This window comes from Bacillus sp. 11C (assembly GCF_055486375.1).
This window is the reverse complement of sequence record NZ_JBUPVZ010000004.1, coordinates 237,932-261,301: the sequence shown is the minus strand read 5'-3', so window position 1 is coordinate 261,301 and position 23,370 is coordinate 237,932. Positions and strand designations below refer to the sequence as shown.

The window sequence follows — 23,370 nt, the reverse complement described above, 5'->3', positions numbered from 1 at the left end:
TAGCATGAAATACAGAAGCGTTTTTGATATTATCGGACCCGTTATGATTGGTCCGTCCAGCTCGCATACGGCGGGAGCGGCGAGAATCGGGAGAGTGGCCAGAAGTTTATTTGGCAGAGAGCCTGAGCGCATCATCGTATCCTTTTACGGCTCTTTTGCGGAAACGTATAAAGGCCATGGCACAGATGTCGCGATTATCGGCGGATTGCTGGATTTTGACACATTCGACGAACGAATTAAAACCGCTATACAAATTGCAGAAGATAAAGGAATTGATATAGAGTTTCGGGTTGAAGACGCTGTCCCCGTCCATCCGAATACAGCCAAAATCACCATATCTGATGAAAAGGGAGAGCTTGAGCTGACGGGTATTTCGATTGGCGGAGGAAAGATTGAAATCACAGAATTAAACGGTTTTGAACTACGGCTGTCAGGAAATCACCCGGCCATATTAGTTGTTCATAATGACAAGTTTGGCACGATTGCCGGTGTTGCCAATGTCCTGGCGAAATTTTCAATCAACGTAGGCCATATGGAAGTAGCCCGAAAGGATATCGGCCAGCTTGCGCTGATGACAATTGAGGTTGATCAAAATATCGATGATCATGTTCTCGACGAACTGTCGAAGCTGCCGAATATTATTCAAGTGACAAAGATTGCTGACTAGCGAAAGGTCAGGAGGAGCCAGTTATGTTTCGTAATGTAAAGGAATTATTAGAGATTACAAAAGAAAAGCAAATATCCATCTCTGATGTGATGATCGCTCAAGAGATGGGAGTAACAGAAAAAACAAAAGAAGAGATTTTTCAGCAGATGGATCACAATCTGTCTGTTATGGAAGCAGCGGTTCAGAAAGGACTCGAGGGAGTTACGAGCCAAACGGGCTTAACAGGCGGGGATGCCGTTAAATTGCAGGCCTACATTCGGTCAGGTAAAACCCTGTCTGGCCCGCTGATTTTAGATGCTGTATCGAAAGCTGTTGCAACAAATGAAGTAAATGCAGCCATGGGTACCATCTGTGCGACACCGACTGCAGGTTCTGCTGGTGTGGTGCCAGGCACATTATTTGCTGTAAAAGAAAAGCTGAACCCAACAAGAGAACAAATGATCCGCTTTTTGTTTACGTCCGGCGCTTTCGGATTTGTCGTGGCCAATAACGCAAGTATTTCCGGCGCCGCCGGAGGATGTCAGGCAGAAGTTGGATCAGCCTCAGGCATGGCGGCTGCGGCTATTGTTGAAATGGCAGGAGGAACACCCGAACAAAGCGCGGAGGCCATGGCCATTACATTAAAAAATATGCTCGGACTCGTGTGCGATCCTGTAGCGGGGCTTGTTGAAGTGCCGTGCGTGAAACGGAATGCGATGGGCGCGTCAAATGCGATGATTGCTGCTGATATGGCATTGGCGGGCATTACAAGCCGCATTCCATGTGATGAGGTTATTGATGCCATGTATAAAATTGGCCAAACGATGCCCACTGCGCTTAGAGAAACAGGTCAGGGCGGTTTAGCAGCAACACCGACTGGCAGAGAATTAGAGAAAAAAATTTTCGGAGGAGCGCTAGGTTCACGTGAAACAACATCAGCAAACTAGTATAGCTAACATTAAGGGCATTGGGCCGGAAACAGAAAAAACATTACATGAACTCGGTATTTATGACACTTCTGATCTTCTGAATTATTTCCCTTATCGCTATGATGACTACGAGCTGAGGGATTTAGAAGAAGTGAAGCATGATGAAAGAGTCACAGTCGAAGGGGAGGTTCATTCAGAGCCTTCTCTTACCTATTACGGAAAAAAACGAAACAGGCTGACATTCAGGCTTCTTGTCGGCCGCTATTTAATCACTGCCGTATGTTTTAACCGGCCTTATTTGAAGAAAAAGCTTTCGCTGGGCTCTGTCGTGACGATTTCCGGTAAATGGGACAAGCACCGCCAAACCATCTCTGTTCAGGAGTTGAAAACCGGGCCGCACCAAGAGGATAAAAGCATTGAACCAGTGTATTCTGTGAAAGAAAATGTTACCGTCAAAATGATGAGACGCTTTATTCAGCAGGCGCTGACCCAGTATGCAGACTCGCTTCCGGATCCTCTTCCGGAAAAGCTAAAAACACGCTATAAGCTGCCGGACTATCAGCAGGCGTTAAAAATGATGCATCAGCCTGAAACAAGAGAAGCGTTAACGCTTGCAAGACGCCGGTTTGTTTATGAGGAATTTTTGTTGTTTCAGTTGAAAATGCAGGCGTTCCGAAAGGCGGAAAGAGAGCAGACTCAAGGGATACGGCAGCGTTTTTCAAACGAAGAACTCATGAGATTTATCAATAGCCTTCCGTTTCCTCTCACTAACGCCCAGTCGCGCGTGCTTCGCGAAATAACAGCAGACATGTCTTCTCCATACAGAATGAACCGTCTTCTTCAAGGAGACGTCGGATCGGGAAAAACGGCAGTCGCGGCCATTGGGTTGTATGCCGCGATCCTGTCCGGATACCAGGGGGCGCTCATGGTGCCGACAGAGATTCTGGCCGAACAGCATGCTGATTCGCTCGTTTCACTATTTGAAAAGTGGAATGTCAGCGTCGCCCTTTTGACAAGCTCTGTCAAAGGGAAGCGGCGAAAAGAACTGCTTGAGCGTCTTGCCGCGGGAGAGATTGATATTCTTGTAGGAACCCACGCTTTAATTCAGGATGAGGTGGAGTTTAAGGCGCTGAGTCTCGTCATTACAGATGAACAGCACCGATTTGGAGTTGAGCAACGTAAAAAACTTCGGAACAAAGGGCAGGATCCCGATGTTCTTTTTATGACAGCCACTCCAATCCCAAGAACGTTAGCCATCACAGTGTTCGGTGAAATGGATGTATCTGTCATTGATGAAATGCCGGCGGGACGAAAACAGATCGAAACCTATTGGGTAAAACATGACATGCTGGATCGTATTTTGGCATTCGTCGAAAAAGAATTAAAACAGGGCAGACAGGCTTATATCATCTGCCCGCTGATTGAAGAATCAGACAAACTTGATGTGCAAAACGCCATTGATGTGTACAATATGCTTTCTGACATTTTTCAAGGGAAATGGAATGTCGGCCTGATGCACGGAAAGCTGCATTCCGATGAAAAAGATCAGGTCATGAGAGAGTTTAGTGCGAATCACTGTCAAATCCTCGTATCAACCACTGTTGTTGAGGTTGGCGTGAATGTTCCAAATGCAACCATTATGGTGATTTATGACGCCGACCGTTTCGGACTGTCACAGCTTCACCAGCTGCGCGGCCGTGTCGGACGGGGAGAGCATCAATCGTTTTGCATTCTGATGGCCGATCCTAAATCAGAAACAGGGAAAGAGCGGATGAGAATTATGTCCGAGACCAATGACGGCTTCGAGTTGTCTGAAAAGGACCTGGAACTGAGAGGCCCGGGAGATTTCTTCGGTAAAAAACAAAGCGGAATGCCTGAATTCAAGGTGGCGGACATGGTTCATGATTACAGAGCGCTTGAAACGGCAAGGCAGGATGCTGCGAATCTTGTGGCTTCTGACGCGTTCTGGAACGAGCCGGAATACGGTGTGCTGAGAGAGCGATTACTGACGAGCGGAGCAATGGACGGGGAAAAATTAAGCTAGTTACCAGAAGTTTTCGGTGTTCAGTTAGAAACAATCGTTGCATTCCAATCTATGAAATTATATACTACTATTAGTACCTAGTCTTAATTGTCCGGATGGTGTTTAGACATGAGAAGAAATAAGAGAGAACGCCAGGAATTACTTCAGCAGACGATACAAGCAACCCCCTTTATTACAGATGAAGAATTAGCGGGTAAATTCGGGGTGAGCATCCAGACAATTCGTTTGGACCGCTTAGAGCTATCGATACCGGAGCTGAGAGAAAGAATTAAGAACGTTGCAGAGAAAACGCTTGAAGATGAAGTGAAATCCCTGTCACTGGACGAAGTTATCGGAGAAATTATTGACCTTGAGCTGGATGATCAGGCGATATCCATTTTAGAAATAAAACAAGAGCATGTGTTCAGCCGGAATCAAATTGCGAGAGGCCACCATTTGTTTGCGCAAGCGAATTCTTTGGCTGTTGCAGTTATTGATGACGAGCTGGCACTAACGGCAAGCGCGGATATCCGCTTTACAAGACAGGTAAAGCAGGGGGAACGTGTTGTAGCGAAAGCGAAAGTGACGGCGGTCGAAAAAGAAAAAGGAAGAACAGTTGTCGAAGTGAACAGCTATGTTGGCGAAGAAATTGTTTTTTCTGGACATTTTGACATGTACCGTTCAAAACAATTATAAAGGTGGAGCATGCATGAGAATAGCTGTAGATGCAATGGGAGGAGACCACGCTCCCAAAGCTGTTATTGACGGAGTTTTAAAGGGTATAGAGGCATTTGATGATCTCCATATCACACTTGTCGGTGACAAAACAACGATAGAATCACATTTAACAACAACACCAGATCGCATCACGGTGCTGCACGCAGATGAAGCGATTGAGCCTACGGATGAACCGGTCCGCGCCGTGCGAAGAAAAAAGAACTCATCTATGGTCCTTATGGCGCAGGAAGTTGCGGAAAATAGAGCTGACGCCTGCATATCAGCAGGAAATACCGGCGCGTTAATGACAGCCGGTCTGTTTATTGTCGGCAGAATTAAAGGGATTGACCGTCCGGCGCTTGCCCCGACGCTTCCGACCATTTCAGGAGATGGATTTCTTCTCCTTGATGTCGGCGCCAATGTCGATGCCAAGCCGGAGCACCTCGTCCAATATGCCATCATGGGTTCTGTTTATTCTCAGCAAGTGCGCGGTGTCACTTCACCGAGAGTCGGGCTTTTAAATGTGGGAACAGAAGATAAAAAAGGAAACGAACTGACGAAGCAGGCGTTTCAATTGTTAAAAGAAACAGCAAACATCCATTTTATCGGAAACGTGGAAGCGCGAGACCTTTTAGATGATGTGGCGGATGTTGTAGTAACAGACGGCTTTACCGGGAATGTTACACTCAAAACGCTGGAAGGTTCTGCGTTGTCTATTTTTAAAATGATGAAGGAAGTCATGACGTCTAATCTCACATCAAAGCTCGCGGCAGCTGTGCTGAAGCCGAAGATGAAAGACATGAAAATGAAAATGGAGTATTCGAATTATGGCGGAGCAAGTCTATTTGGCTTAAAAGCCCCTGTGATCAAGGCGCACGGCTCTTCAGATTCTAATGCTGTATTTCACGCGATTCGTCAAGCAAGAGAGATGGTCAGCCAAAATGTGGCTGCGCTCATTCAGGAAGAAGTAAAAGAAGAAAAAACAGATGAGTAGTCTGGAGGTTTTTACATCATGAGTAAGATTGCATTTTTATTCCCGGGACAGGGATCACAATTTATCGGCATGGGGAAAGAGCTTTATGAGCAGGTCCCTGCTGCAAAGCGTCTCTTTGATGAAGCGGATGAAACATTGGAAACAACACTCAGTTCGCTGATTTTTGAAGGTGATACTGAAGAATTAACGCTTACATATAATGCACAGCCTGCTTTGCTGACGACAAGCATTGCTGTTCTTGAAAAATTTAAAGAATCAGGCATTACACCTGATTTTACAGCAGGACACAGCCTTGGTGAATATTCCGCACTGGTTGCGTCTGGCGCACTGTCTTTCAAAGATGCTGTTTATACCGTCAGAAAACGCGGAGAGTTTATGAATGAAGCAGTGCCGGCTGGCGAAGGAGCCATGGCTGCGATTCTCGGCATGGATGCTGAAACATTAAAGCAAGTAACCGATAAAGTGACGGAGGAAGGCAGCCTTGTCCAGCTTGCGAATCTCAACTGCCCCGGACAAATCGTCATTTCCGGAACAGCTAAAGGGGTAGAGCTTGCATCTGAACGGGCAAAAGAGAACGGTGCAAAACGTGCGATTCCGCTTGAAGTAAGCGGTCCGTTCCATTCTGAACTGATGAAGCCAGCAGCTGAAAAGCTGAAAGAAGTATTGGACTCCTGTGACATAAAAGACGCTGACGTTCCAGTCATCTCAAATGTTTCTGCTAATGCCATGACTGATAAAGCAGAAATCAAAGAGAAGCTCATTGAGCAGCTCTACTCTCCGGTTCGTTTTGAGGAAAGCATTAACAAGCTGATTGCAGAGGGTGTTACGACTTTTATTGAAATCGGCCCCGGAAAAGTGCTTTCAGGCCTTGTGAAAAAAGTAAACAGACGCTTAAAAACAATTGCTGTATCAGATCCGGAAACGATCGAGCTGGCAATTCAAACGCTTAAGGAGGAGAATGAAAATGCTTAATGACAAAACAGCTATTGTCACTGGCGCATCCCGCGGAATCGGCCGCTCAATCGCCCTTGACTTGGCAAAAAGCGGCGCAAACGTTGTCGTGAACTACTCCGGCAATGAAGCGAAAGCTAATGAAGTAGTAGATGAAATCAAATCATTGGGCAGAAAAGCAATTGCTGTCAAAGCGGATGTATCAAATCCCGAAGATGTACAAAACATGATAAAAGAAACGCTGTCTGTTTTTTCTGCGATTGACATTTTAGTTAATAACGCCGGAATTACAAGAGACAATCTCATCATGAGAATGAAAGAAGATGAATGGGATGACGTCATTAACATTAACTTAAAGGGTGTTTTCAACTGCACGAAAGCTGTTACAAGACAAATGATGAAACAGCGTTCAGGCCGTATTATTAACGTGTCGTCTATCGTAGGTGTCAGTGGAAATCCTGGACAAGCAAACTACGTGGCCGCAAAAGCCGGCGTGATCGGTTTAACAAAATCTTCTGCCAAAGAGCTCGCAAGCCGCAATATTACGGTAAATGCGATTGCGCCTGGATTTATCTCAACTGATATGACAGATAAGCTAACAAAAGATGTTCAAGACGAAATGCTGAAACAAATTCCGCTCGCGCGCTTTGGCGAACCTGGCGACGTCAGCAGCGTGGTCACGTTCCTTGCTTCAGAGGGAGCTCGTTATATGACAGGCCAAACGCTTCATATTGACGGCGGAATGGTGATGTAAGTTTTTTTCTCGAAAATTTCATCATAGTTTCTCTAGTTTTTTAAAAACGAATCCACTATAATACTTGAGGGGAGGTGAATTGCTATGGCAGATACATTAGAGCGTGTAACGAAAATCATCGTAGATCGCCTTGGCGTTGATGAAGCAGACGTCAAACTTGAAGCTTCTTTCAAGGAAGACTTAGGTGCTGATTCCCTAGATGTAGTTGAGCTTGTTATGGAACTTGAAGACGAGTTTGATATGGAAATTTCTGACGAAGATGCTGAAAAGATTGCAACAGTCGGCGACGCTGTGAACTACATACAAAACCAGCAATAAGCTGATGCTAAAAGTCCCGCCGAAACGCGGGGCTTTAGCCCTTTATTCGTGCAGTTATTACAGCATGCCGCTTTTACGCGCGCTGTATCCGGTTTAGTCAGAGAAGCGCGGTGAACCTGATGTGCCTATGGAGGTTACTATGTCAAAACACTCACATTATAAAGATAAAAAAAAGTTCTATAAAAAAGTAGAACAATTTAAAGAGTTTCAAGAACGGATTTCGGTTCACTTTCAAAATGAAAAGCTTTTGTATCAAGCATTTACACATTCATCTTATGTGAATGAGCATCGGAAAAAGCCGTATGAAGATAATGAAAGGCTTGAATTTTTAGGTGACGCTGTTTTGGAACTGACCATCTCCAGATTCTTATTTGCCAAGTACCCGGCTATGAGTGAAGGAGATTTGACGAAATTGAGAGCTGCGATTGTATGCGAACCGTCTCTCGTTTCATTGGCTCACGAACTGTCATTCGGCGACCTTGTCCTATTAGGTAAAGGTGAGGAAATGACAGGCGGAAGAAAGCGTCCCGCTCTATTGGCGGATGTTTTTGAGGCATTTATCGGAGCCTTGTATCTTGACCAGGGATTAGAGCCGGTCGAAAGTTTCTTAAAAGTCTATGTGTTCCCTAAAATTAACGATGGTGCTTTTTCTCATGTGATGGATTTCAAAAGCCAGCTGCAGGAATACGTGCAGCGGGACGGCAAAGGCTCTCTGGAGTATAAAATCTCCAACGAAAAAGGGCCTGCGCACAACCGTGAGTTTGAAGCCATCGTATCTCTAAAAGGTGAACCACTCGGAGTCGGAAACGGCCGTTCAAAGAAAGAAGCCGAACAGCACGCTGCTCAGGAAGCTTTAGCTAAATTGCAAAAACACCATACGAGACAATAAAATCCCCCTTTATCATTCAGGGGGATTTCAGTATGTATGCCGTCTTATTTCATCCATGTTTTATGATAGAATTGAAATACTTATTACATAAGGAGGATCGCTATGTTCCTCAAACGTTTAGACGTTATAGGATTTAAATCGTTTGCAGAACGGATTTCCGTAGATTTTGTAAAAGGCGTTACAGCGGTTGTCGGTCCAAACGGGAGCGGAAAAAGCAATATCACAGATGCCATTCGCTGGGTTCTTGGAGAGCAATCGGCACGGTCTCTTCGCGGCGGAAAAATGGAAGATATCATTTTTGCCGGCAGTGATTCGAGAAAGCGATTAAACCTAGCTGAAGTTACACTTACTCTTGATAATGATGATCATTTCTTGCCGATTGACTTCCATGAGGTCAGTGTTACAAGACGTGTATACAGATCAGGCGAGAGTGAGTTTCTGATTAACAATCAGCCGTGCCGCTTAAAAGATATTATTGATTTGTTTATGGACTCTGGTCTAGGTAAAGAAGCATTTTCTATTATCAGCCAAGGGAAAGTGGAAGAGATCCTGAGCAGCAAAGCGGAGGATCGCCGCAGTATCTTTGAAGAAGCGGCCGGGGTGCTTAAATATAAAACGAGAAAGAAAAAAGCAGAAAATAAACTGTTTGAGACACAGGACAATTTAAACCGGGTAGAAGATATATTACATGAGCTTGAAGGACAGGTTGAACCTCTTAAAATTCAAGCTTCAATCGCGAAAGACTATCTGGAGAAAAAGAAAGAGCTGGAGCATGTTGAAATTGCGCTGACTGCCTATGATATCGAAGAGCTGCACGGCAAATGGTCAACGCTTAAAGAGAAAGTGCAGCTCGCAAAGGAAGAAGAGCTCGCTGAATCGTCTGCAATTTCTGCGAAAGAAGCGAAAATTGAAGATGCGAGAGACAAAATTCAAGCGCTGGATGAATCAGTAGATGAGCTCCAGCAGGTCTTATTGGTGACGAGTGAAGAGCTGGAAAAGCTTGAAGGCCGTAAAGAAGTCCTGAAAGAACGCAAGAAAAACGCTGTGCAAAACCAAGAACAGCTGGAAGAAGCCATCATTCAGTTTCAGCAAAAAGAAACGGTGCTGAAAGAAGAGCTTGCGAAGCAGGAAGCTGTCTTCGAAACGCTTCAGGCAGAGGTGAAGCAGTTAAGAGCTCAGGTAAAAGGAAAACAGCAGGCTCTCAGTCTTCACAATGAAAATGTCGAAGAGAAGATCGAGCAGCTGAAAAGCGATTACTTTGAGCTGTTAAACAGCCAGGCTTCAATTCGCAATGAGCTCCAGCTGCTGGATGACCAGATGTCCCAATCCGCTGTCACATTACAGAGGCTTGCAGACAACAATGAAAAGCATCTTCAGGAACGGCGCGATATTTCTGCGCGAAAAGCCTCATGTGAAGCGGAGTTTGCCCGAATCGAGCAGGAAATTCACAGCCAAGTCGGCGCATATCGTGACATGCAGACAAAATATGAGCAGAAAAAGCGCCAATACGAAAAAAATGAATCCGCTCTGTATCAGGCATACCAATACGTTCAGCAAGCGAGATCGAAAAAAGACATGCTTGAGACGATGCAGGGTGATTTCTCCGGCTTTTATCAAGGTGTTAAAGAAGTGCTGAAAGTGAAGGAGCGCCTTGGCGGGATTCGCGGAGCGGTCCTTGAGCTGATGTCAACAGACCGAAAGTATGAAACGGCCATTGAAATTGCGCTCGGCGCTTCTGCCCAGCATGTCGTGACCGACGATGAACAGTCTGCCCGCAAAGCGATTCAATATTTAAAACAGAATTCCTTCGGCCGGGCGACGTTTCTGCCTCTTTCTGTCATCAGAGACCGCCAGCTTCAAAGCCGGGACGCTGAAACAGCAGCGCAGCATTCGTCATTTCTCGGGGTTGCCAGTGAACTTGTCACATTTGATCCTGCGTATCGGCGCATCATCCAGAATCTTCTTGGAACCGTGCTGATCACAGAGGATTTAAAGGGGGCAAACGAGCTTGCGAAGCTTCTCGGCCACCGGTACCGCATCGTAACCCTTGAGGGAGATGTCGTGAATCCGGGTGGTTCAATGACGGGCGGAGCGGTTAAAAAGAAAAATAACTCGCTGCTTGGAAGAAGCCGTGAGCTTGAAGATGTAAGCAAACGGCTCATTGAAATGGAAGAGAAAACAGCACTGCTTGAACAAGAAGTCAAAACACTTAAGCAATCCCTTCAGGATATAGAGAATAAACTGGCTGACTTAAGAGAAACAGGGGAAAGCTTGAGATTAAAGCAGCAGGATGTAAAAGGCCAGCTGTACGAACTTCAAGTTGCTGAGAAAAATATCAATACCCATTTAGAGCTCTATGATCAAGAAAAATCCGCTCTGTCAGAAAGCGATGAAGAGAAGAAAACGCGCAAACGCAAGCTGGAAGAAGAGCTTTTTACCGTTTCCGAAAAGATGAAGCAGCTTGAAGAGGACATGGACAGACTGACAAAACAAAAACAAACGCAATCCTCAACGAAAGAGTCTCTCTCCAATGAGCTGACCGAGCTGAAGATCACAGCAGCCAAAAAAGAGCAGGCATGCCAGGGGGAAGAGGACAACCTTGACAGACTAAAGAAAGAGCTCGCAGAAACAGAGTTTGCGTTAAAAGAAGCGAAAGAAGACTTGAGCTTCTTAACGTCAGAGATGTCATCAAGCTCCAGCGGCGAAGAAAAGCTTGAAGAAGCTGCAAAACATAAATTGAATGACAAAACGAAAACGATCGAACTGATTGCGTTAAGACGCGACCAGCGTATCAAGCTTCAGCATGGGCTTGATACGTATGAGCGTGAGCTGAAAGAAATGAAACGGCTGTATAAACAAAAAACAACGCTCTTAAAAGATGAAGAGGTCAAACTGGGCCGGATGGAAGTTGAGCTTGATAATTTGCTTCAGTACTTGCGGGAGGAATACAGCTTGTCCTTTGAGGGGGCAAAAGAGACATATCAGCTTGAAGCTGATCCAGAGGAAGCCAGAAAGCGCGTGAAGCTGATTAAACTCGCAATCGAAGAGCTGGGTGCTGTAAACCTCGGAAGCATAGATGAGTTTGAGAGGGTCAACGAACGGTATAAGTTTCTGTCAGAACAAAAAGAAGATTTGACAGAAGCGAAAAACACCCTGTTCCAAGTGATTGAAGAAATGGATGAAGAAATGACGAAACGCTTTAACGACACATTCGTCCAAATCCGCTCACACTTTGATCAAGTCTTCCGTTCCTTATTCGGAGGAGGACGAGCTGAACTAAGGCTCACCGATCCGAACGATCTGCTTCACTCAGGAGTCGAGATTATCGCACAGCCGCCGGGGAAAAAATTGCAAAACTTAAACCTTCTGTCAGGCGGAGAGCGTGCGCTTACTGCTATAGCACTCTTATTCTCAATCTTAAAGGTTCGTCCTGTGCCGTTTTGCGTCCTTGACGAAGTAGAGGCTGCGCTTGACGAAGCGAATGTCTTCCGATTTGCGCAGTATTTAAAAAAATACAGCAGCGATACCCAGTTTATTGTGATTACCCACAGAAAAGGGACGATGGAGGAAGCGGATGTGCTATACGGCGTAACCATGCAGGAATCCGGTGTTTCCAAGGTAATCTCAGTTAAGCTGGAAGAAACAAAAGAATTCGTACAGTAACGAGGAAAGAGGGTAAAAGATGAGCTTTTTTAAAAAATTAAAAGAGAAAATCACAAAACAGACAGATTCCGTATCTGAAAAGTTTAAGGATGGCCTTGAAAAAACAAGAAACTCCTTTCAAACCAAAGTGAATGATCTTGTATCCCGTTACCGTAAAGTGGATGAGGATTTCTTTGAAGAACTTGAAGAGGTTCTTATCAGCGCGGATGTCGGCTTTACAACCGTTATGGAATTAATAGATGAGCTGAAAACAGAAGTGAAACGCAGAAATATTCAAGATCCGATGGAAGTCCAGTCTGTTATATCTGAGAAACTGGTCGAGATTTATAACAGCGGAGATGAGCAAATTTCTGAATTGAACATTCAGGATGGGCGTTTAAATGTCATCCTTCTGGTAGGTGTAAACGGAGTCGGCAAAACGACAACAATCGGAAAGCTTGCCCATAAATTGAAGCAAGAAGGGAAATCTGTCGTACTTGCTGCCGGAGACACATTTAGAGCGGGCGCCATTGAACAGCTGGAAGTATGGGGAGAGCGTACGGGAGTGCCTGTCATTAAGCAGACGGCCGGAAGCGATCCTGCGGCTGTTATCTATGATGCTGTCCATGCTGCGAAAGCAAGAAACGCTGATATATTAATCTGTGATACAGCAGGGCGTCTCCAAAACAAAGTAAACCTGATGAAAGAGCTTGAAAAAGTGAAGCGCGTCATCGAAAGAGAAGTGCCTGAAGCGCCGCATGAGGTGCTGCTTGCTCTTGATGCCACAACCGGCCAAAACGCGATGGCGCAGGCGAAAGAGTTTTCTAAAGCAACAAACGTTACAGGCATTGCTTTAACGAAGCTTGACGGTACGGCAAAAGGCGGTATTGTCCTTGCGATCCGCAACGAGCTTCACATCCCGGTTAAACTAGTCGGGTTAGGTGAAAAAGTTGATGATCTCCAGGAATTTAACGCTGAATCGTATGTATACGGCCTGTTTTCAGATTTAGTTGAAAAAGCCGAGGATTAAGAAAAAGGCCCCTAAAAAGGCCTTTTTCTATTATTATCTTCTCACTTGATAGGCGAAATGATAAAGGCTGTTATCAGTGGATACCAGTCTCGAATCTCCTGAATAAACTCTAAAAGGGATGATGTCATAGTAATGAACGGAAACAGATGTGTAATACGTATAGTACCCAGCAGCTGGTCCCAAATACATTGGAACCTCAAACGTTCCGTTTTCATCGGTTGTTCCTGAAGCTGTTTTTGTTGTATTTCCGACTTTCGTATCTGCTTCAAATCTTACTGGAGCGTTTGGCACCGGCTGTCCGTTTTGGTCGAGCAATTTGCCACTTATGGTGATATTGTACTTCACTCGCCAAAATTGACCTTGACCGTAATTGATTTTACCGTAAACCCCTCCATCCGTGCTGATATTTGTGATTGTAGCCTTATAAGGCGCCTCAGCAGCGTCTGCTTGCTGTGCCGGGACAATGATTGTAAACACAGCTGCCAAGCACAGCATAAACAATAAACCGATTTTTTTCATGAAAAATCCTCCTTTTAAATAGGGTTCATATACAATATCGGAATAAATTGGGTGATATTTAGTGTATTTTGGAAAAAATAATCATTGCTATGACAAGATAAAAACTTGACAGTCTCCATAAAACCATGTAAACTAAGTTATCGTAAAGGGATTTGACTTAACAAAGGGGAGAGCTCAAATGTCACTCGAAAAGACAACGAGAATGAATTATCTGTTTGATTTTTATCAGTCGTTGTTGACGTCAAAACAGAAGAGCTATATGTCGCTTTATTATTTGGACGATTTCTCCCTAGGCGAAATAGCCGAAGAATATGAGGTTTCAAGACAAGCTGTTTATGATAACATCAAACGAACAGAAGCGATGCTTGAACAATATGAAGAAAAGCTGCTCCTTTTGAAAAAGTTTCAGGAGCGTAAAGAGATGTTTAATAAGCTGAAGGAGCTTGCTTCCGGTTCAAAAGAAGAGGAAGAAATTACAGCTCTGATTGAAGCGCTTGAGAAATTAGATTAGGAGGCGGCAAACTATGGCATTTGAAGGATTAGCCGACCGACTGCAGCAGACGATTTCCAAAATCCGCGGAAAAGGGAAAGTCAGTGAACAAGATGTAAAAGATATGATGCGTGAGGTTCGTCTTGCGCTGCTTGAGGCTGACGTTAACTTTAAAGTAGTCAAGGATTTTGTCAAGAAAGTAAGTGAACGCGCTGTAGGCCAAGACGTCATGAAAAGTCTGACGCCCGGCCAGCAGGTCATTAAAGTTGTTAAAGAGGAACTGACTGAGCTGATGGGCGGCGAAGAGAGCAAAATCGCCACCGCGAAAAGGCCGCCGACTGTTATTATGATGGTCGGTCTCCAGGGTGCCGGTAAAACGACAACAAGCGGTAAGCTTGCGAATCTGCTGCGCAAAAAGCATAATCGCAAACCAATGCTGGTTGCTGCCGATATTTACCGCCCAGCCGCCATTAAGCAGCTGGAAACGCTTGGCAAACAGCTTGACATGCCTGTTTTCTCACTTGGTGATCAGGTCAGTCCTGTAGAAATAGCTAAACAGGCTATTGAAAAAGCCAAGGAAGAACATTATGACTATGTCATTTTGGATACGGCAGGCCGCTTGCATATTGACCATGAATTGATGGATGAACTGACCAGCGTGAAGGAAATCGCGAATCCGGAAGAAATCTTCCTGGTTGTCGATTCAATGACCGGTCAGGACGCTGTGAATGTAGCCCAAAGCTTTAATGAACAGCTTGGTTTAACCGGTGTTGTGCTGACTAAGCTTGATGGAGACACACGCGGAGGTGCTGCGCTTTCTATTCGCGCGGTCACAAACACGCCGATTAAGTTCGCCGGTTTAGGCGAAAAGCTTGATGCGCTAGAATCGTTCCATCCTGAACGCATGGCATCAAGGATTCTCGGCATGGGCGACGTGCTGACATTGATTGAAAAAGCACAGGCCAGCGTCGATGAAGATAAAGCCAAAGAGCTGGAACAAAAAATGAGAACAATGAGCTTCACATTGGACGATTTTCTGGAGCAGCTCGGGCAGGTCAGAAACATGGGGCCGCTTGATGAACTTCTGCAAATGATGCCGGGTGCAGGTAAAATGAAAGGCCTGAAAAACATCCAAGTTGATGAAAAACAGCTGAATCATGTGGAAGCAATCATTAAATCCATGACTGTTCGTGAAAAAGAACAGCCGGATATCATCAATGCCAGCCGGCGGAAGCGGATTGCGAAAGGAAGCGGGACATCCGTGCAGGAAGTCAACCGTCTGCTTAAGCAGTTTGACGAAATGAAAAAAATGATGAAGCAGATGACAAACATGTCAAAAGGCAAGAAAAAAGGGTTTAAGCTACCTTTTATGTAATCGGTTATACATGATAAAACCGTTGTTAAGAAAAAACACTTTACAAACACTTTTATCATTGTTAATATACTATCTTGTTGAAATATTTTCGGAGGTGCTAGTAAAATGGCAGTAAAAATTCGTTTAAAACGTATGGGATCAAAAAGATCTCCTTTCTATCGTATTGTTGTAGCAGATTCTCGTTCACCACGTGACGGCCGTTTCATCGAAACAGTCGGAACTTACAACCCGGTTGTAAAACCAGCAGAAGTGAAAATTGATGAAGAGCTTGCTCTTAAATGGCTTCAAACTGGAGCTAAACCTTCTGACACAGTTCGTAACTTGTTCTCTAACCAAGGAATCATGGAAAAATTCCACAACGCTAAACAAGGCAAGTAATGACTGATCAACACTTGGAAGATTTGATTGTCAAAATTGTGACACCGCTTGTTGATCATCCAGATGACATTCGCATCACAAGAGAAGAAACCGATCAAAAGATTGCGCTGCGCTTATCTGTCCATAAGTCAGATACCGGTAAAGTTATCGGAAAGCAAGGCCGGACTGCAAAAGCGATTCGAACAGCTGTATTTGCAGCTGGCGCACAGTCTTCTAAGAAAGTTCAATTTGAGATATTTGACTAAAAGGGAGAGGGCCGGCACCTCCCCTTTTTTTACACGCAAAAAAAGGGTAAACTAATAGAAGCTTAGGTGAAATTGAAAACCTGAGCGACAAAAAAGTTTTAAAAGCGGGGAGCTTGGTGCGATGCAAATTATTCACCGTGTAGCCGTTATGCAAGTCTTAACCGAGCGCAGCAAGGAAAAGCTTTTAGCTTCTTTTGCCGAAAAGAAAGAAATGCTTGAACGAGAATGCAGCCAGCTCTATTTTCAGCTTAGAAAACATGAGAAAGAACAGCAAAATCCAGATATGATTGAACAATTTAAAAAGGCAATAGAAAAGCGAAAAGATAACATAAAAATAATCGATTTTCAAATTGCTCAAGTACATACATTGCCGCTTGGCAGTGAGATGAAAGAAAAGGAAGTCGATGCGCTGCTGACAATTGAAGCCGGGGATAACTGGCATGAGAAAACAGCGGCAAACACCATCGTCATAAAAGACGGACAAGTAATTGAAATTCGCCAGAGGTGATGATATGACAAAGCGATGGTTTAACGTAGGTAAGATCGTAAATACCCACGGAATTAAAGGCGAAGTGCGGGTGATTTCGAAAACAGATTTTGCCGAAGAACGGTACAAGCCGGGCAACACGCTGTATTTGTTTATAGACGGACGTAACGAGCCCGTGGAAGTAACGGTGAACACGCACAGACTGCATAAACAATTTCATTTGCTGCAGTTTAAAGAAAGACAAAGCATGAATGAAGTGGAAGAACTGAAAAACGCGATCATTAAAGTTCCTGAAGAAGATTTAGGAGAGCTGAATGCGGGAGAATTTTACTTCCACGAAATCATTGGGTGTGAGGTATTTACCGAAGACGGCCAACTAATCGGAAAGGTTAAAGAAATTTTGACGCCTGGAGCTAATGACGTATGGGTCATCGGGAGAAAAGGGAAAAAAGACGCGCTGATTCCTTACATTGAATCAGTGGTCAAACATATCGATGTCAGCGAAAAGAAAATTGAGGTTGAACTCATGGAAGGATTAATAGACGAATGAAAATCGACTTTTTGACACTGTTTCCCGAAATGTTTGAAGGCGTGCTCGGTTCATCGATTCTTCAAAAAGCGCAGGATAAAGAAGCGGTGCAGTTTCAAGTCGTAAATTTCCGGGAGTATTCTGATAACAAGCATAATACTGTTGATGATTATCCTTATGGCGGCGGGGCAGGCATGGTTCTCAAGCCTCAGCCTGTTTTTGACGCGGTCGAGGGCCTGACATCAAAGGCAGCCGCTGCTCCGCGTATTATTCTCGTCTGTCCGCAAGGTGAACGCTTTACCCAAAAAAAAGCCGAACAATTAGCGAAGGAAGACCATTTGCTGTTCATTTGCGGCCACTATGAAGGCTACGATGAACGCATTCGCGAGCATCTGGTGACGGATGAAATATCCATTGGCGATTTTGTTCTGACCGGCGGTGAGCTCCCTGCAATGATGATTGCAGACAGTGTGGTTAGACTGCTTCCGGGGGTGCTGGGCAAAGAGGCTTCCCATATTGAGGATTCATTCAGCACCGGCCTTTTAGAGCACCCGCATTATACAAGACCGGCGGATTACAAAGGTTTAAAAGTGCCTGAAACGCTTCTATCAGGAAACCATGCGAAAATCAACGAATGGCGGAATAAAGAATCGATCAGAAGAACCTATGCAAGACGCCCGGATCTTCTGAAAGACTATCCGCTTACAGAGCAGCAAAGAAAATGGATTTCTGAATGGGAAAAAGAATAGATTTTATTGCATAGACTATGAAATTGTGATAAGATACTACTTGTGGCTTAAGCGGGCTTATCCGCTTTAAGCTTGAAAACGATGTTCCGCTGTGCCGGGTTTTGTGGCCAAGAGCATCTGTTGGAAGGAGTTGAAAACGATGCAAAAACTAATTGAAGATATCACAAAAGAACAACTTCGTACTGATCTTCCTGCGTTCCGTCCTGGTGACACTTTACGTGTACACGTTAAAGTTGTTGAGGGTAACCGTGAGCGTATTCAGATCTTTGAAGGTGTTGTGATCAAGCGTCGTGGTGGTGGAATCAGCGAAACGTTCACAGTTCGTAAGATTTCTTACGGTGTTGGCGTTGAACGTACTTTCCCTGTACACACACCAAAAATCGCGAAAATCGAAGTTGTACGTTACGGTAAAGTACGCCGTGCTAAGCTTTACTACCTGCGTGAACTTCGCGGAAAAGCGGCTCGTATTAAAGAGATCAGACGATAATGATAACGAACGAAAAGAGCTTGTTACCTGTAACAAGCTCTTTTTTTATACACAATTTGAAAATGCCGGACAGGCATCGTAAAATACATAAAGGACAACAAGAATTATGCATACTGAGAGATAAAGGCGGTGTTCGTGTCACATGACAATTCAATGGTTCCCGGGCCATATGGCAAAGGCAAGAAGGGAAGTAACCGAAAAATTAAAATTAATCGATATTGTATATGAATTGGTAGATGCCAGAATTCCTATGTCATCAAGAAACCCAATGATTGAGGACATTCTAAAAAATAAGCCGAGAATTATGCTGTTAAACAAGGCTGACAAAGCAGATGCGGCAGTTACGCAGCAATGGAAACAGCACTTTGAGAATCAGGGGATTCGCTCTCTGTCCATTAATTCGGTAAACGGACAAGGCTTAAATCAAATTGTGCCTGCGTCAAAAGAGATCCTCCAAGAAAAATTTGACCGGATGAGGGCGAAAGGCGTGAAGCCTAGAGCAATTCGCGCTTTGATTATCGGCATTCCAAACGTCGGAAAATCAACACTTATCAACCGGCTGGCAAAGAAAAACATAGCAAAAACGGGAGACAGACCTGGTATTACGACATCTCAGCAGTGGGTCAAAGTCGGGAAAGAATTAGAGCTCTTAGATACACCGGGGATTTTATGGCCTAAATTTGAAGACGAGCTTGTCGGCTTGAGGCTGGCAATCACCGGGGCTATTAAAGACACAATTCTCAATCTGCAGGACGTGGCCGTGTTTGGTCTTCGTTTTCTCGAAGAACATTATCCTGAACGGCTTAAAGAGCGTTACAGCCTTGATGAGATCCCAGAGGACATTGCAGAGCTGTTTGATGCAATAGGTGAAAAGCGCGGCTGTCTCATGAGCGGAGGGCTTATTAACTACGATAAAACGACTGAAGTCATCATTCGCGATATCCGCACTGAAAAGTTCGGCAGGCTGTCATTTGAACAGCCCGTTAAGTAAAGGCGCGCAGAAATGCGGGTCTTTATTTTTTCCTGACCGATCCGATACATACAGTAAGGGAGAAGAGAAAGTGAATACATTAACCGTAAAGGACATTAAAGACCGTTTGCAGGAAGTGAAGGATGAACAAGACCCATTTCTTGCCCAATGCGTAAACGATCCGAGAAAGAGCGTTCAAACGCTTGTAGAGCAATGGCTTAAAAAGCAGGCGAAAGAAAAAGCGCTGAAAGAACAATGGCTGAATATGACTTTCTATGAAAGGCTGGCAAGAAACAAAGGATTTCGCTTGATCGCAGGTGTTGACGAGGTCGGCCGGGGGCCATTGGCGGGACCTGTTGTCGCCAGCGCAGTCATCCTTCCGGAGAAATGTGAAATACTTGGGCTGACAGACTCCAAAAAGCTTTCAGAAAAAAAGCGTGATGAATATTACGAACTTATTATGAAAGAAGCACTGGCGGTCGGAATAGGAATTGTAGAAGCCTCTGTGATTGATGAAATCAATATATATGAGGCTTCAAAGATGGCAATGGTGAAAGCGATACAGGATTTGTCAGATACACCTGATTATTTGCTTGTTGACGCAATGACACTGCCGCTCGACACGGCTCAGTCGTCAATTATAAAAGGTGATGCCAAAAGCGTGTCTATTGCGGCAGGTGCGTGTATCGCGAAAGTAACAAGAGACCGGATGATGAGCGTCTATGCCGAAACCTACCCCATGTATGGCTTTGAAAAAAATAAAGGCTATGGGACAAAAGAGCATCTTGAAGCTCTCGCTGCATACGGCCCAACTGAATTGCACCGCAAAACTTTCGCTCCTGTTCAATCTATCAGATAAATCAATGGACAAGGAGGCACCTCTTGTAAATGAATATACGAAATGATGTGCAAAAGGCGCTGCAGCACCTTTTTAAAAATACAGCAATCCCGCAGGAATCAGCAAATGTCAGCGAAGCGCAAAACGGGGAGAAGCGTCTTCTTTTAGGAAAAGTGCTTCGTTTGTTAGGAGATCAGCATGCGCTGATCCAAGTCGGCAATCAAACTGTCCAGGGAAAACTTGAAACCCAGCTTCGTCCTCAGGCGTACTATTGGTTTTCCTACGAAAAAAACACGGCAGAACAAACAGGCCGCCTTCAGGTCGTTCAAAGCTTTAACCAAAATCCCAAAACCATTCAGGAAGCAGCGGGAAAGCTCCTGAATGCCATATCAGTAAAGCCGTCAAACGCTGCTCTAATGATGACAGGAGCAATGCTCAAGAGCAAAACACCCGTAACAGAAAATGATATCAAAACAGCTGTCCGCTGGATGGATGCGCTGCCTGCGTCAGACACAAAAAAAGCGATTGAAACGGTTCTGTTCGCTTTAAAGCGTGAATTACCCATTCACCCCGAGGTTTTGAGCGGTGTTCATGCTGTAAAATCGCCTGTTCCGCTGCATCAGCACGTATCCCAGCTGCTTCAGGCTATTAACCAAAACCCTCAGCAGAGCCAAATGATGACAAAGCTCAAAGAAGCAATTACAACACTTTTTAATAGCGAAATCGATGTTCATGCAGAACGTCTGATCGATAAGCTTGTCTCTATAACGGACAATACCAAAGCGCCTTCTTCAGGCAATACAGCCGGAAATAGAGAGCTTAGCGCACCATCCGGCTCTCTCGAAAAGGCCAGTTTGCCGCCTGTAAACCACACAGCGGAACAGAGAGGCGTACAAGGAGAGCCAGCTAAAACCGCAGCAGACATTCCAATCAAAGAAGCCCGGCAGTTACTGACAAAGCTGACGGAATCTGCTGAAAAAAACAGTCTTCAAATTGTGAAAGAAGCAGCAAATTGGATGAAAGCGGCTGCTTCATCGGGTGACAGTAAGTCACCTGCCGCTTCAGCTGTTTTACAGGCTGCACAAGTCACAGATCAGGAAGCCGAAGTCTTTTTAAAGGCTGTTCAGCATACAGCGCCTAGTTTGGCTGATAAGGCAGATGTTCTTTCTTTCTTAACCAAAGTGAAGATGGCAATCGGCGCAAGGGACGAGCTTGCATTCATTAAAGCGTTTGAACAAGGAAGCGCGGTCACCCCTGATGACATACAATCCATGAAGTTGGCTCTTCAGGCCGCAAGAGGGTCGCATGAGGTAGCCGAACCTGTCAAACGGGAAGCCGATCAGCTTTTTCACAAATTAAACGGCCAGCTTTTCATGCAGCAGGACCATCCGTCATACAGCCAAATAGTGATGTCATTTCCGCTGTTCTCGAAGTCAGGGGTTCAGGACATGACCGTTCTGTTTAAAGGAAAGAAAGAAGCGGATGGAAAGCTGGATCCCTCCCATTGCCGCCTTTTGTTTTTGCTGCAGTTGGACACGTTAAAAGAAACAGTCGTTGATTGCTTGATACAGCAAAAAGTCATGACCATTACAATTGAGACTGATTTCGATCTTCAGGCTGCGATCGATCCGATGGTGCCTGCACTTAAACAGGGTCTTATGGAAATGGGGTACAGTCTTTCAGGTGTAAACGCTAAAAAAAGGATTCACACCGAAGAGAAGGCTGCAATTGATCAATATGTAACTAGCATCAGTGATCAGGAAGTGGATGTGAAAATATGAAAGAGCAGACGCCGGTCAGAAAAGCTATGGCTCTCCATTATGATGAACGAAAAGACAGGGCGCCGAGAGTGGTTGCGACAGGAAAGGGCCATGTAGCCGACAACATTATCAAAGAAGCGAAAAATGCAGGGGTCCCGATTCAAGAAGATCGGACCCTTGTCGAATTAATGCGCCATTTGACTGTGGATGATCAAATCCCGGAAGCTCTTTATGAAACGGTAGCCGAGATTTTTTCGTTCATTTACAGATTGGACGAAAGCGTAAAAAACAAAAAATAACGATAATATTCCCCATCCTCTGTTTGAAATTTATGTTTTTAATAAAATAAAAGTTTGAATGTTAAGAAGGATTTAAAGATTTTGCATCGAACTCTAGACAATTCTTCCAGTATTATTATAGAATGAAAGCGCAGTCTATTTTAGTTTTGTTACATAAGTTAGGAGGATGGGAAATGAATATCCATGAGTACCAGGGAAAAGAAGTCCTCAGAAAATATGGGGTATCTGTTCCTGAAGGTAAAGTGGCTTTTACAGCAGATGAAGCAGTTGAGAAAGCAAAGAACTTATCCAGCTCGGTTTATGTCGTAAAGGCTCAAATTCATGCTGGCGGTCGAGGCAAAGCTGGTGGGGTAAAAATAGCAAAATCATTAGACGAAGTTAAAGCGTATGCCGAAGAGCTCTTAGGGAAGACCCTAGTTACACATCAGACGGGCCCGGACGGCCAAGTAATAAAACGCTTACTTATTGAAGAAGGCTGCGATATTAAAAAAGAATACTACGTGGGTCTTGTGCTTGACCGCGCCACTTCCAGAATCGTTCTGATGGCTTCTGAAGAAGGCGGAACAGAAATTGAAGAAGTTGCGGAAAAAACACCGGAAAAAATCAAAAAAGCTGTAATCGATCCGGCTGTCGGCCTCCAAGGCTATCAAGCCAGAGAAATTGCATTCGCTATTAATATTCCAAAAGAGCTTGTGGGAAAAGCTGCTAAATTTATGCTTGGACTATATAAAGCGTTTGTTGAGAAAGACTGCTCTATCGCTGAAATCAACCCGCTCGTTGTCACCGGCGACGGAAGTGTGATGGCGCTTGATGCGAAATTGAATTTCGACAGCAACGCGTTGTATAGACAAAAAGATATTATGGAATACAGAGACTTGGATGAAGAAGATCCGAAAGAAATCGAAGCGTCCAAATATGATTTAAGCTACATTTCCCTTGATGGAAATATCGGCTGTATGGTAAACGGCGCGGGACTTGCAATGTCCACAATGGATATTATCAAGCATTACGGAGGAGAACCGGCCAACTTCCTTGATGTGGGCGGCGGTGCAACCGCAGAAAAGGTCACGGAAGCATTCAAAATCATTCTTTCTGATCAAAACGTTAAAGGGATTTTTGTCAACATTTTCGGCGGCATTATGAAATGTGATGTCATCGCAGAAGGGGTTGTTGAAGCGACTAAACAAGTCGGTTTGACATTGCCGCTTGTCGTCCGTCTAGAAGGCACAAACGTGGATCTAGGGAAGAAAATCCTTAGTGAATCAGGGTTAAATATTACATCTGCGGAATCAATGGCTGACGGCGCGCAGAAAATCGTATCCTTAGTTTAAGAAAGAATGAAAGGCAGGGG

The 23,370-nt window shown here is 44.6% G+C and carries 25 protein-coding genes; 24 read left to right on the top strand and 1 reads right to left on the bottom strand.

Translation table 11 applies throughout. The features are described from left to right. Positions 1-4: 4 nt before the first annotated feature. From sdaAB to ftsY, 11 genes are all read left to right on the top strand, one after another. The gene (gene sdaAB, locus ACY3LV_RS08270; RefSeq protein ID WP_019714380.1) at positions 5-667 is read left to right on the top strand and encodes an L-serine ammonia-lyase, iron-sulfur-dependent subunit beta; all 663 of its coding nucleotides are present in this window, start codon (positions 5-7) and stop codon (positions 665-667) included. A 23-nt stretch (positions 668-690) separates the two neighbouring features. Then, complete coding sequence (gene sdaAA / locus ACY3LV_RS08265) at positions 691-1,593, top strand: L-serine ammonia-lyase, iron-sulfur-dependent, subunit alpha (RefSeq protein ID WP_333560442.1); 903 nt, start codon at positions 691-693, stop codon at positions 1,591-1,593. Next, complete coding sequence (gene recG, locus ACY3LV_RS08260) at positions 1,571-3,619, top strand: ATP-dependent DNA helicase RecG (protein ID WP_333560441.1); 2,049 nt, start codon at positions 1,571-1,573, stop codon at positions 3,617-3,619. The genes sdaAA and recG overlap by 23 nt, the downstream gene beginning before the upstream one ends. Positions 3,620-3,727: 108 nt before the next feature. Next, entirely contained in the window at positions 3,728-4,294 is a 567-nt protein-coding gene (gene fapR, locus ACY3LV_RS08255) for a transcription factor FapR (RefSeq protein ID WP_087992084.1), read from the top strand. A gap of 13 nt (positions 4,295-4,307) precedes the next feature. Then, positions 4,308-5,309, top strand: a complete 1,002-nt coding sequence (gene plsX, locus ACY3LV_RS08250; RefSeq protein WP_333560440.1) for a phosphate acyltransferase PlsX — start codon at positions 4,308-4,310, stop codon at positions 5,307-5,309. 18 nt (positions 5,310-5,327) lie between these two features. Then, positions 5,328-6,281, top strand: a complete 954-nt coding sequence (gene fabD, locus ACY3LV_RS08245) for an ACP S-malonyltransferase (RefSeq protein WP_333560439.1) — start codon at positions 5,328-5,330, stop codon at positions 6,279-6,281. Further along, on the top strand, positions 6,274-7,014 hold the full coding sequence (gene fabG / locus ACY3LV_RS08240) for a 3-oxoacyl-[acyl-carrier-protein] reductase (protein WP_087992081.1): 741 nt from the start codon (positions 6,274-6,276) through the stop codon (positions 7,012-7,014). Before fabD ends, fabG begins: the two co-directional genes overlap by 8 nt. An 84-nt stretch (positions 7,015-7,098) precedes the next feature. Beyond that, a complete protein-coding gene (acpP, locus tag ACY3LV_RS08235; protein ID WP_003154310.1) occupies positions 7,099-7,332 on the top strand; it encodes an acyl carrier protein in 234 nt (77 codons plus the stop codon). A gap of 139 nt (positions 7,333-7,471) precedes the next feature. Further along, the gene (gene rncS / locus ACY3LV_RS08230) at positions 7,472-8,221 is read left to right on the top strand and encodes a ribonuclease III (protein WP_014113767.1); all 750 of its coding nucleotides are present in this window, start codon (positions 7,472-7,474) and stop codon (positions 8,219-8,221) included. A gap of 102 nt (positions 8,222-8,323) precedes the next feature. Further along, on the top strand, positions 8,324-11,884 hold the full coding sequence (smc, locus tag ACY3LV_RS08225) for a chromosome segregation protein SMC (protein WP_333560438.1): 3,561 nt from the start codon (positions 8,324-8,326) through the stop codon (positions 11,882-11,884). 19 nt (positions 11,885-11,903) lie between these two features. Further along, positions 11,904-12,893, top strand: coding sequence for a signal recognition particle-docking protein FtsY (gene ftsY, locus ACY3LV_RS08220; RefSeq protein ID WP_087992079.1), 990 nt, complete (start codon positions 11,904-11,906; stop codon positions 12,891-12,893). Between the two features lie 33 nt (positions 12,894-12,926). Here the strand turns inward: ftsY and ACY3LV_RS08215 are convergent, their stop codons facing one another. Continuing rightward, positions 12,927-13,412 carry an Ig-like domain-containing protein gene (locus tag ACY3LV_RS08215; protein ID WP_253269087.1) on the bottom strand — a complete coding sequence of 162 codons (486 nt, stop codon included), beginning with the start codon at positions 13,410-13,412 and terminating at the stop codon, positions 12,927-12,929. A gap of 178 nt (positions 13,413-13,590) precedes the next feature. Here ACY3LV_RS08215 and ACY3LV_RS08210 point away from each other — a divergent pair, with 178 nt between their 5' ends. The 13 genes from ACY3LV_RS08210 to sucC all read left to right on the top strand — a co-directional run bounded on the left by ACY3LV_RS08210 (position 13,591) and on the right by sucC (position 23,350). Then, positions 13,591-13,923 (top strand): putative DNA-binding protein, encoded by a 333-nt coding sequence (locus ACY3LV_RS08210; RefSeq protein WP_003238590.1) that lies wholly within the window; start codon positions 13,591-13,593, stop codon positions 13,921-13,923. Positions 13,924-13,936: 13 nt separating this feature from the next. Continuing rightward, positions 13,937-15,277: a signal recognition particle protein gene (gene ffh, locus ACY3LV_RS08205; protein WP_087992076.1), complete on the top strand. Its 1,341-nt coding sequence runs from the start codon at positions 13,937-13,939 to the stop codon at positions 15,275-15,277. 105 nt (positions 15,278-15,382) lie between these two features. Continuing rightward, complete coding sequence (rpsP, locus tag ACY3LV_RS08200) at positions 15,383-15,655, top strand: 30S ribosomal protein S16 (protein ID WP_010788590.1); 273 nt, start codon at positions 15,383-15,385, stop codon at positions 15,653-15,655. Then, positions 15,655-15,900, top strand: coding sequence for a KH domain-containing protein (locus ACY3LV_RS08195; protein WP_087992075.1), 246 nt, complete (start codon positions 15,655-15,657; stop codon positions 15,898-15,900). Before rpsP ends, ACY3LV_RS08195 begins: the two co-directional genes overlap by 1 nt. A gap of 121 nt (positions 15,901-16,021) precedes the next feature. Further along, entirely contained in the window at positions 16,022-16,408 is a 387-nt protein-coding gene (locus ACY3LV_RS08190; RefSeq protein ID WP_333560436.1) for a YlqD family protein, read from the top strand. A 4-nt stretch (positions 16,409-16,412) separates the two neighbouring features. Next, on the top strand, positions 16,413-16,937 hold the full coding sequence (rimM, locus tag ACY3LV_RS08185) for a ribosome maturation factor RimM (RefSeq protein ID WP_087992073.1): 525 nt from the start codon (positions 16,413-16,415) through the stop codon (positions 16,935-16,937). Then, complete coding sequence (gene trmD / locus ACY3LV_RS08180) at positions 16,934-17,665, top strand: tRNA (guanosine(37)-N1)-methyltransferase TrmD (protein ID WP_148961840.1); 732 nt, start codon at positions 16,934-16,936, stop codon at positions 17,663-17,665. Before rimM ends, trmD begins: the two co-directional genes overlap by 4 nt. Before the next feature lie 139 nt (positions 17,666-17,804). Then, positions 17,805-18,152, top strand: a complete 348-nt coding sequence (gene rplS / locus ACY3LV_RS08175) for a 50S ribosomal protein L19 (protein ID WP_003220825.1) — start codon at positions 17,805-17,807, stop codon at positions 18,150-18,152. 142 nt (positions 18,153-18,294) lie between these two features. Beyond that, complete coding sequence (gene ylqF, locus ACY3LV_RS08170) at positions 18,295-19,143, top strand: ribosome biogenesis GTPase YlqF (protein ID WP_333560435.1); 849 nt, start codon at positions 18,295-18,297, stop codon at positions 19,141-19,143. 70 nt (positions 19,144-19,213) lie between these two features. Next, entirely contained in the window at positions 19,214-19,981 is a 768-nt protein-coding gene (gene rnhB, locus ACY3LV_RS08165; RefSeq protein ID WP_333560434.1) for a ribonuclease HII, read from the top strand. A gap of 29 nt (positions 19,982-20,010) precedes the next feature. Continuing rightward, on the top strand, positions 20,011-21,741 hold the full coding sequence (locus ACY3LV_RS08160; protein ID WP_333560433.1) for a hypothetical protein: 1,731 nt from the start codon (positions 20,011-20,013) through the stop codon (positions 21,739-21,741). Beyond that, complete coding sequence (locus ACY3LV_RS08155; RefSeq protein ID WP_087992069.1) at positions 21,738-22,019, top strand: FlhB-like flagellar biosynthesis protein; 282 nt, start codon at positions 21,738-21,740, stop codon at positions 22,017-22,019. Before ACY3LV_RS08160 ends, ACY3LV_RS08155 begins: the two co-directional genes overlap by 4 nt. A gap of 173 nt (positions 22,020-22,192) precedes the next feature. After that, complete coding sequence (gene sucC / locus ACY3LV_RS08150; protein WP_148961835.1) at positions 22,193-23,350, top strand: ADP-forming succinate--CoA ligase subunit beta; 1,158 nt, start codon at positions 22,193-22,195, stop codon at positions 23,348-23,350. The last annotated feature ends 20 nt before the right edge of the window (positions 23,351-23,370 follow it).

Bases quoted from the DNA above. Each gene is read 5' to 3' on its own strand.
- sdaAB (WP_019714380.1), top strand. From the start codon at position 5: ATGAAATACAGAAGCGTTTTTGATATTATCGGACCCGTTATGATTGGT.
- sdaAA (WP_333560442.1), top strand. From the start codon at position 691: ATGTTTCGTAATGTAAAGGAATTATTAGAGATTACAAAAGAAAAGCAA.
- fapR (WP_087992084.1), top strand. From the start codon at position 3,728: ATGAGAAGAAATAAGAGAGAACGCCAGGAATTACTTCAGCAGACGATA.
- plsX (WP_333560440.1), top strand. From the start codon at position 4,308: ATGAGAATAGCTGTAGATGCAATGGGAGGAGACCACGCTCCCAAAGCT.
- fabD (WP_333560439.1), top strand. From the start codon at position 5,328: ATGAGTAAGATTGCATTTTTATTCCCGGGACAGGGATCACAATTTATC.
- fabG (WP_087992081.1), top strand. From the start codon at position 6,274: ATGCTTAATGACAAAACAGCTATTGTCACTGGCGCATCCCGCGGAATC.
- acpP (WP_003154310.1), top strand. From the start codon at position 7,099: ATGGCAGATACATTAGAGCGTGTAACGAAAATCATCGTAGATCGCCTT.
- rncS (WP_014113767.1), top strand. From the start codon at position 7,472: ATGTCAAAACACTCACATTATAAAGATAAAAAAAAGTTCTATAAAAAA.
- smc (WP_333560438.1), top strand. From the start codon at position 8,324: ATGTTCCTCAAACGTTTAGACGTTATAGGATTTAAATCGTTTGCAGAA.
- ftsY (WP_087992079.1), top strand. From the start codon at position 11,904: ATGAGCTTTTTTAAAAAATTAAAAGAGAAAATCACAAAACAGACAGAT.
- ACY3LV_RS08215 (WP_253269087.1), bottom strand. From the start codon at position 13,412: ATGAAAAAAATCGGTTTATTGTTTATGCTGTGCTTGGCAGCTGTGTTT.
- ACY3LV_RS08210 (WP_003238590.1), top strand. From the start codon at position 13,591: ATGTCACTCGAAAAGACAACGAGAATGAATTATCTGTTTGATTTTTAT.
- ffh (WP_087992076.1), top strand. From the start codon at position 13,937: ATGGCATTTGAAGGATTAGCCGACCGACTGCAGCAGACGATTTCCAAA.
- rpsP (WP_010788590.1), top strand. From the start codon at position 15,383: ATGGCAGTAAAAATTCGTTTAAAACGTATGGGATCAAAAAGATCTCCT.
- ACY3LV_RS08195 (WP_087992075.1), top strand. From the start codon at position 15,655: ATGACTGATCAACACTTGGAAGATTTGATTGTCAAAATTGTGACACCG.
- ACY3LV_RS08190 (WP_333560436.1), top strand. From the start codon at position 16,022: ATGCAAATTATTCACCGTGTAGCCGTTATGCAAGTCTTAACCGAGCGC.
- rimM (WP_087992073.1), top strand. From the start codon at position 16,413: ATGACAAAGCGATGGTTTAACGTAGGTAAGATCGTAAATACCCACGGA.
- trmD (WP_148961840.1), top strand. From the start codon at position 16,934: ATGAAAATCGACTTTTTGACACTGTTTCCCGAAATGTTTGAAGGCGTG.
- rplS (WP_003220825.1), top strand. From the start codon at position 17,805: ATGCAAAAACTAATTGAAGATATCACAAAAGAACAACTTCGTACTGAT.
- ylqF (WP_333560435.1), top strand. From the start codon at position 18,295: ATGACAATTCAATGGTTCCCGGGCCATATGGCAAAGGCAAGAAGGGAA.
- ACY3LV_RS08160 (WP_333560433.1), top strand. From the start codon at position 20,011: ATGAATATACGAAATGATGTGCAAAAGGCGCTGCAGCACCTTTTTAAA.
- ACY3LV_RS08155 (WP_087992069.1), top strand. From the start codon at position 21,738: ATGAAAGAGCAGACGCCGGTCAGAAAAGCTATGGCTCTCCATTATGAT.
- sucC (WP_148961835.1), top strand. From the start codon at position 22,193: ATGAATATCCATGAGTACCAGGGAAAAGAAGTCCTCAGAAAATATGGG.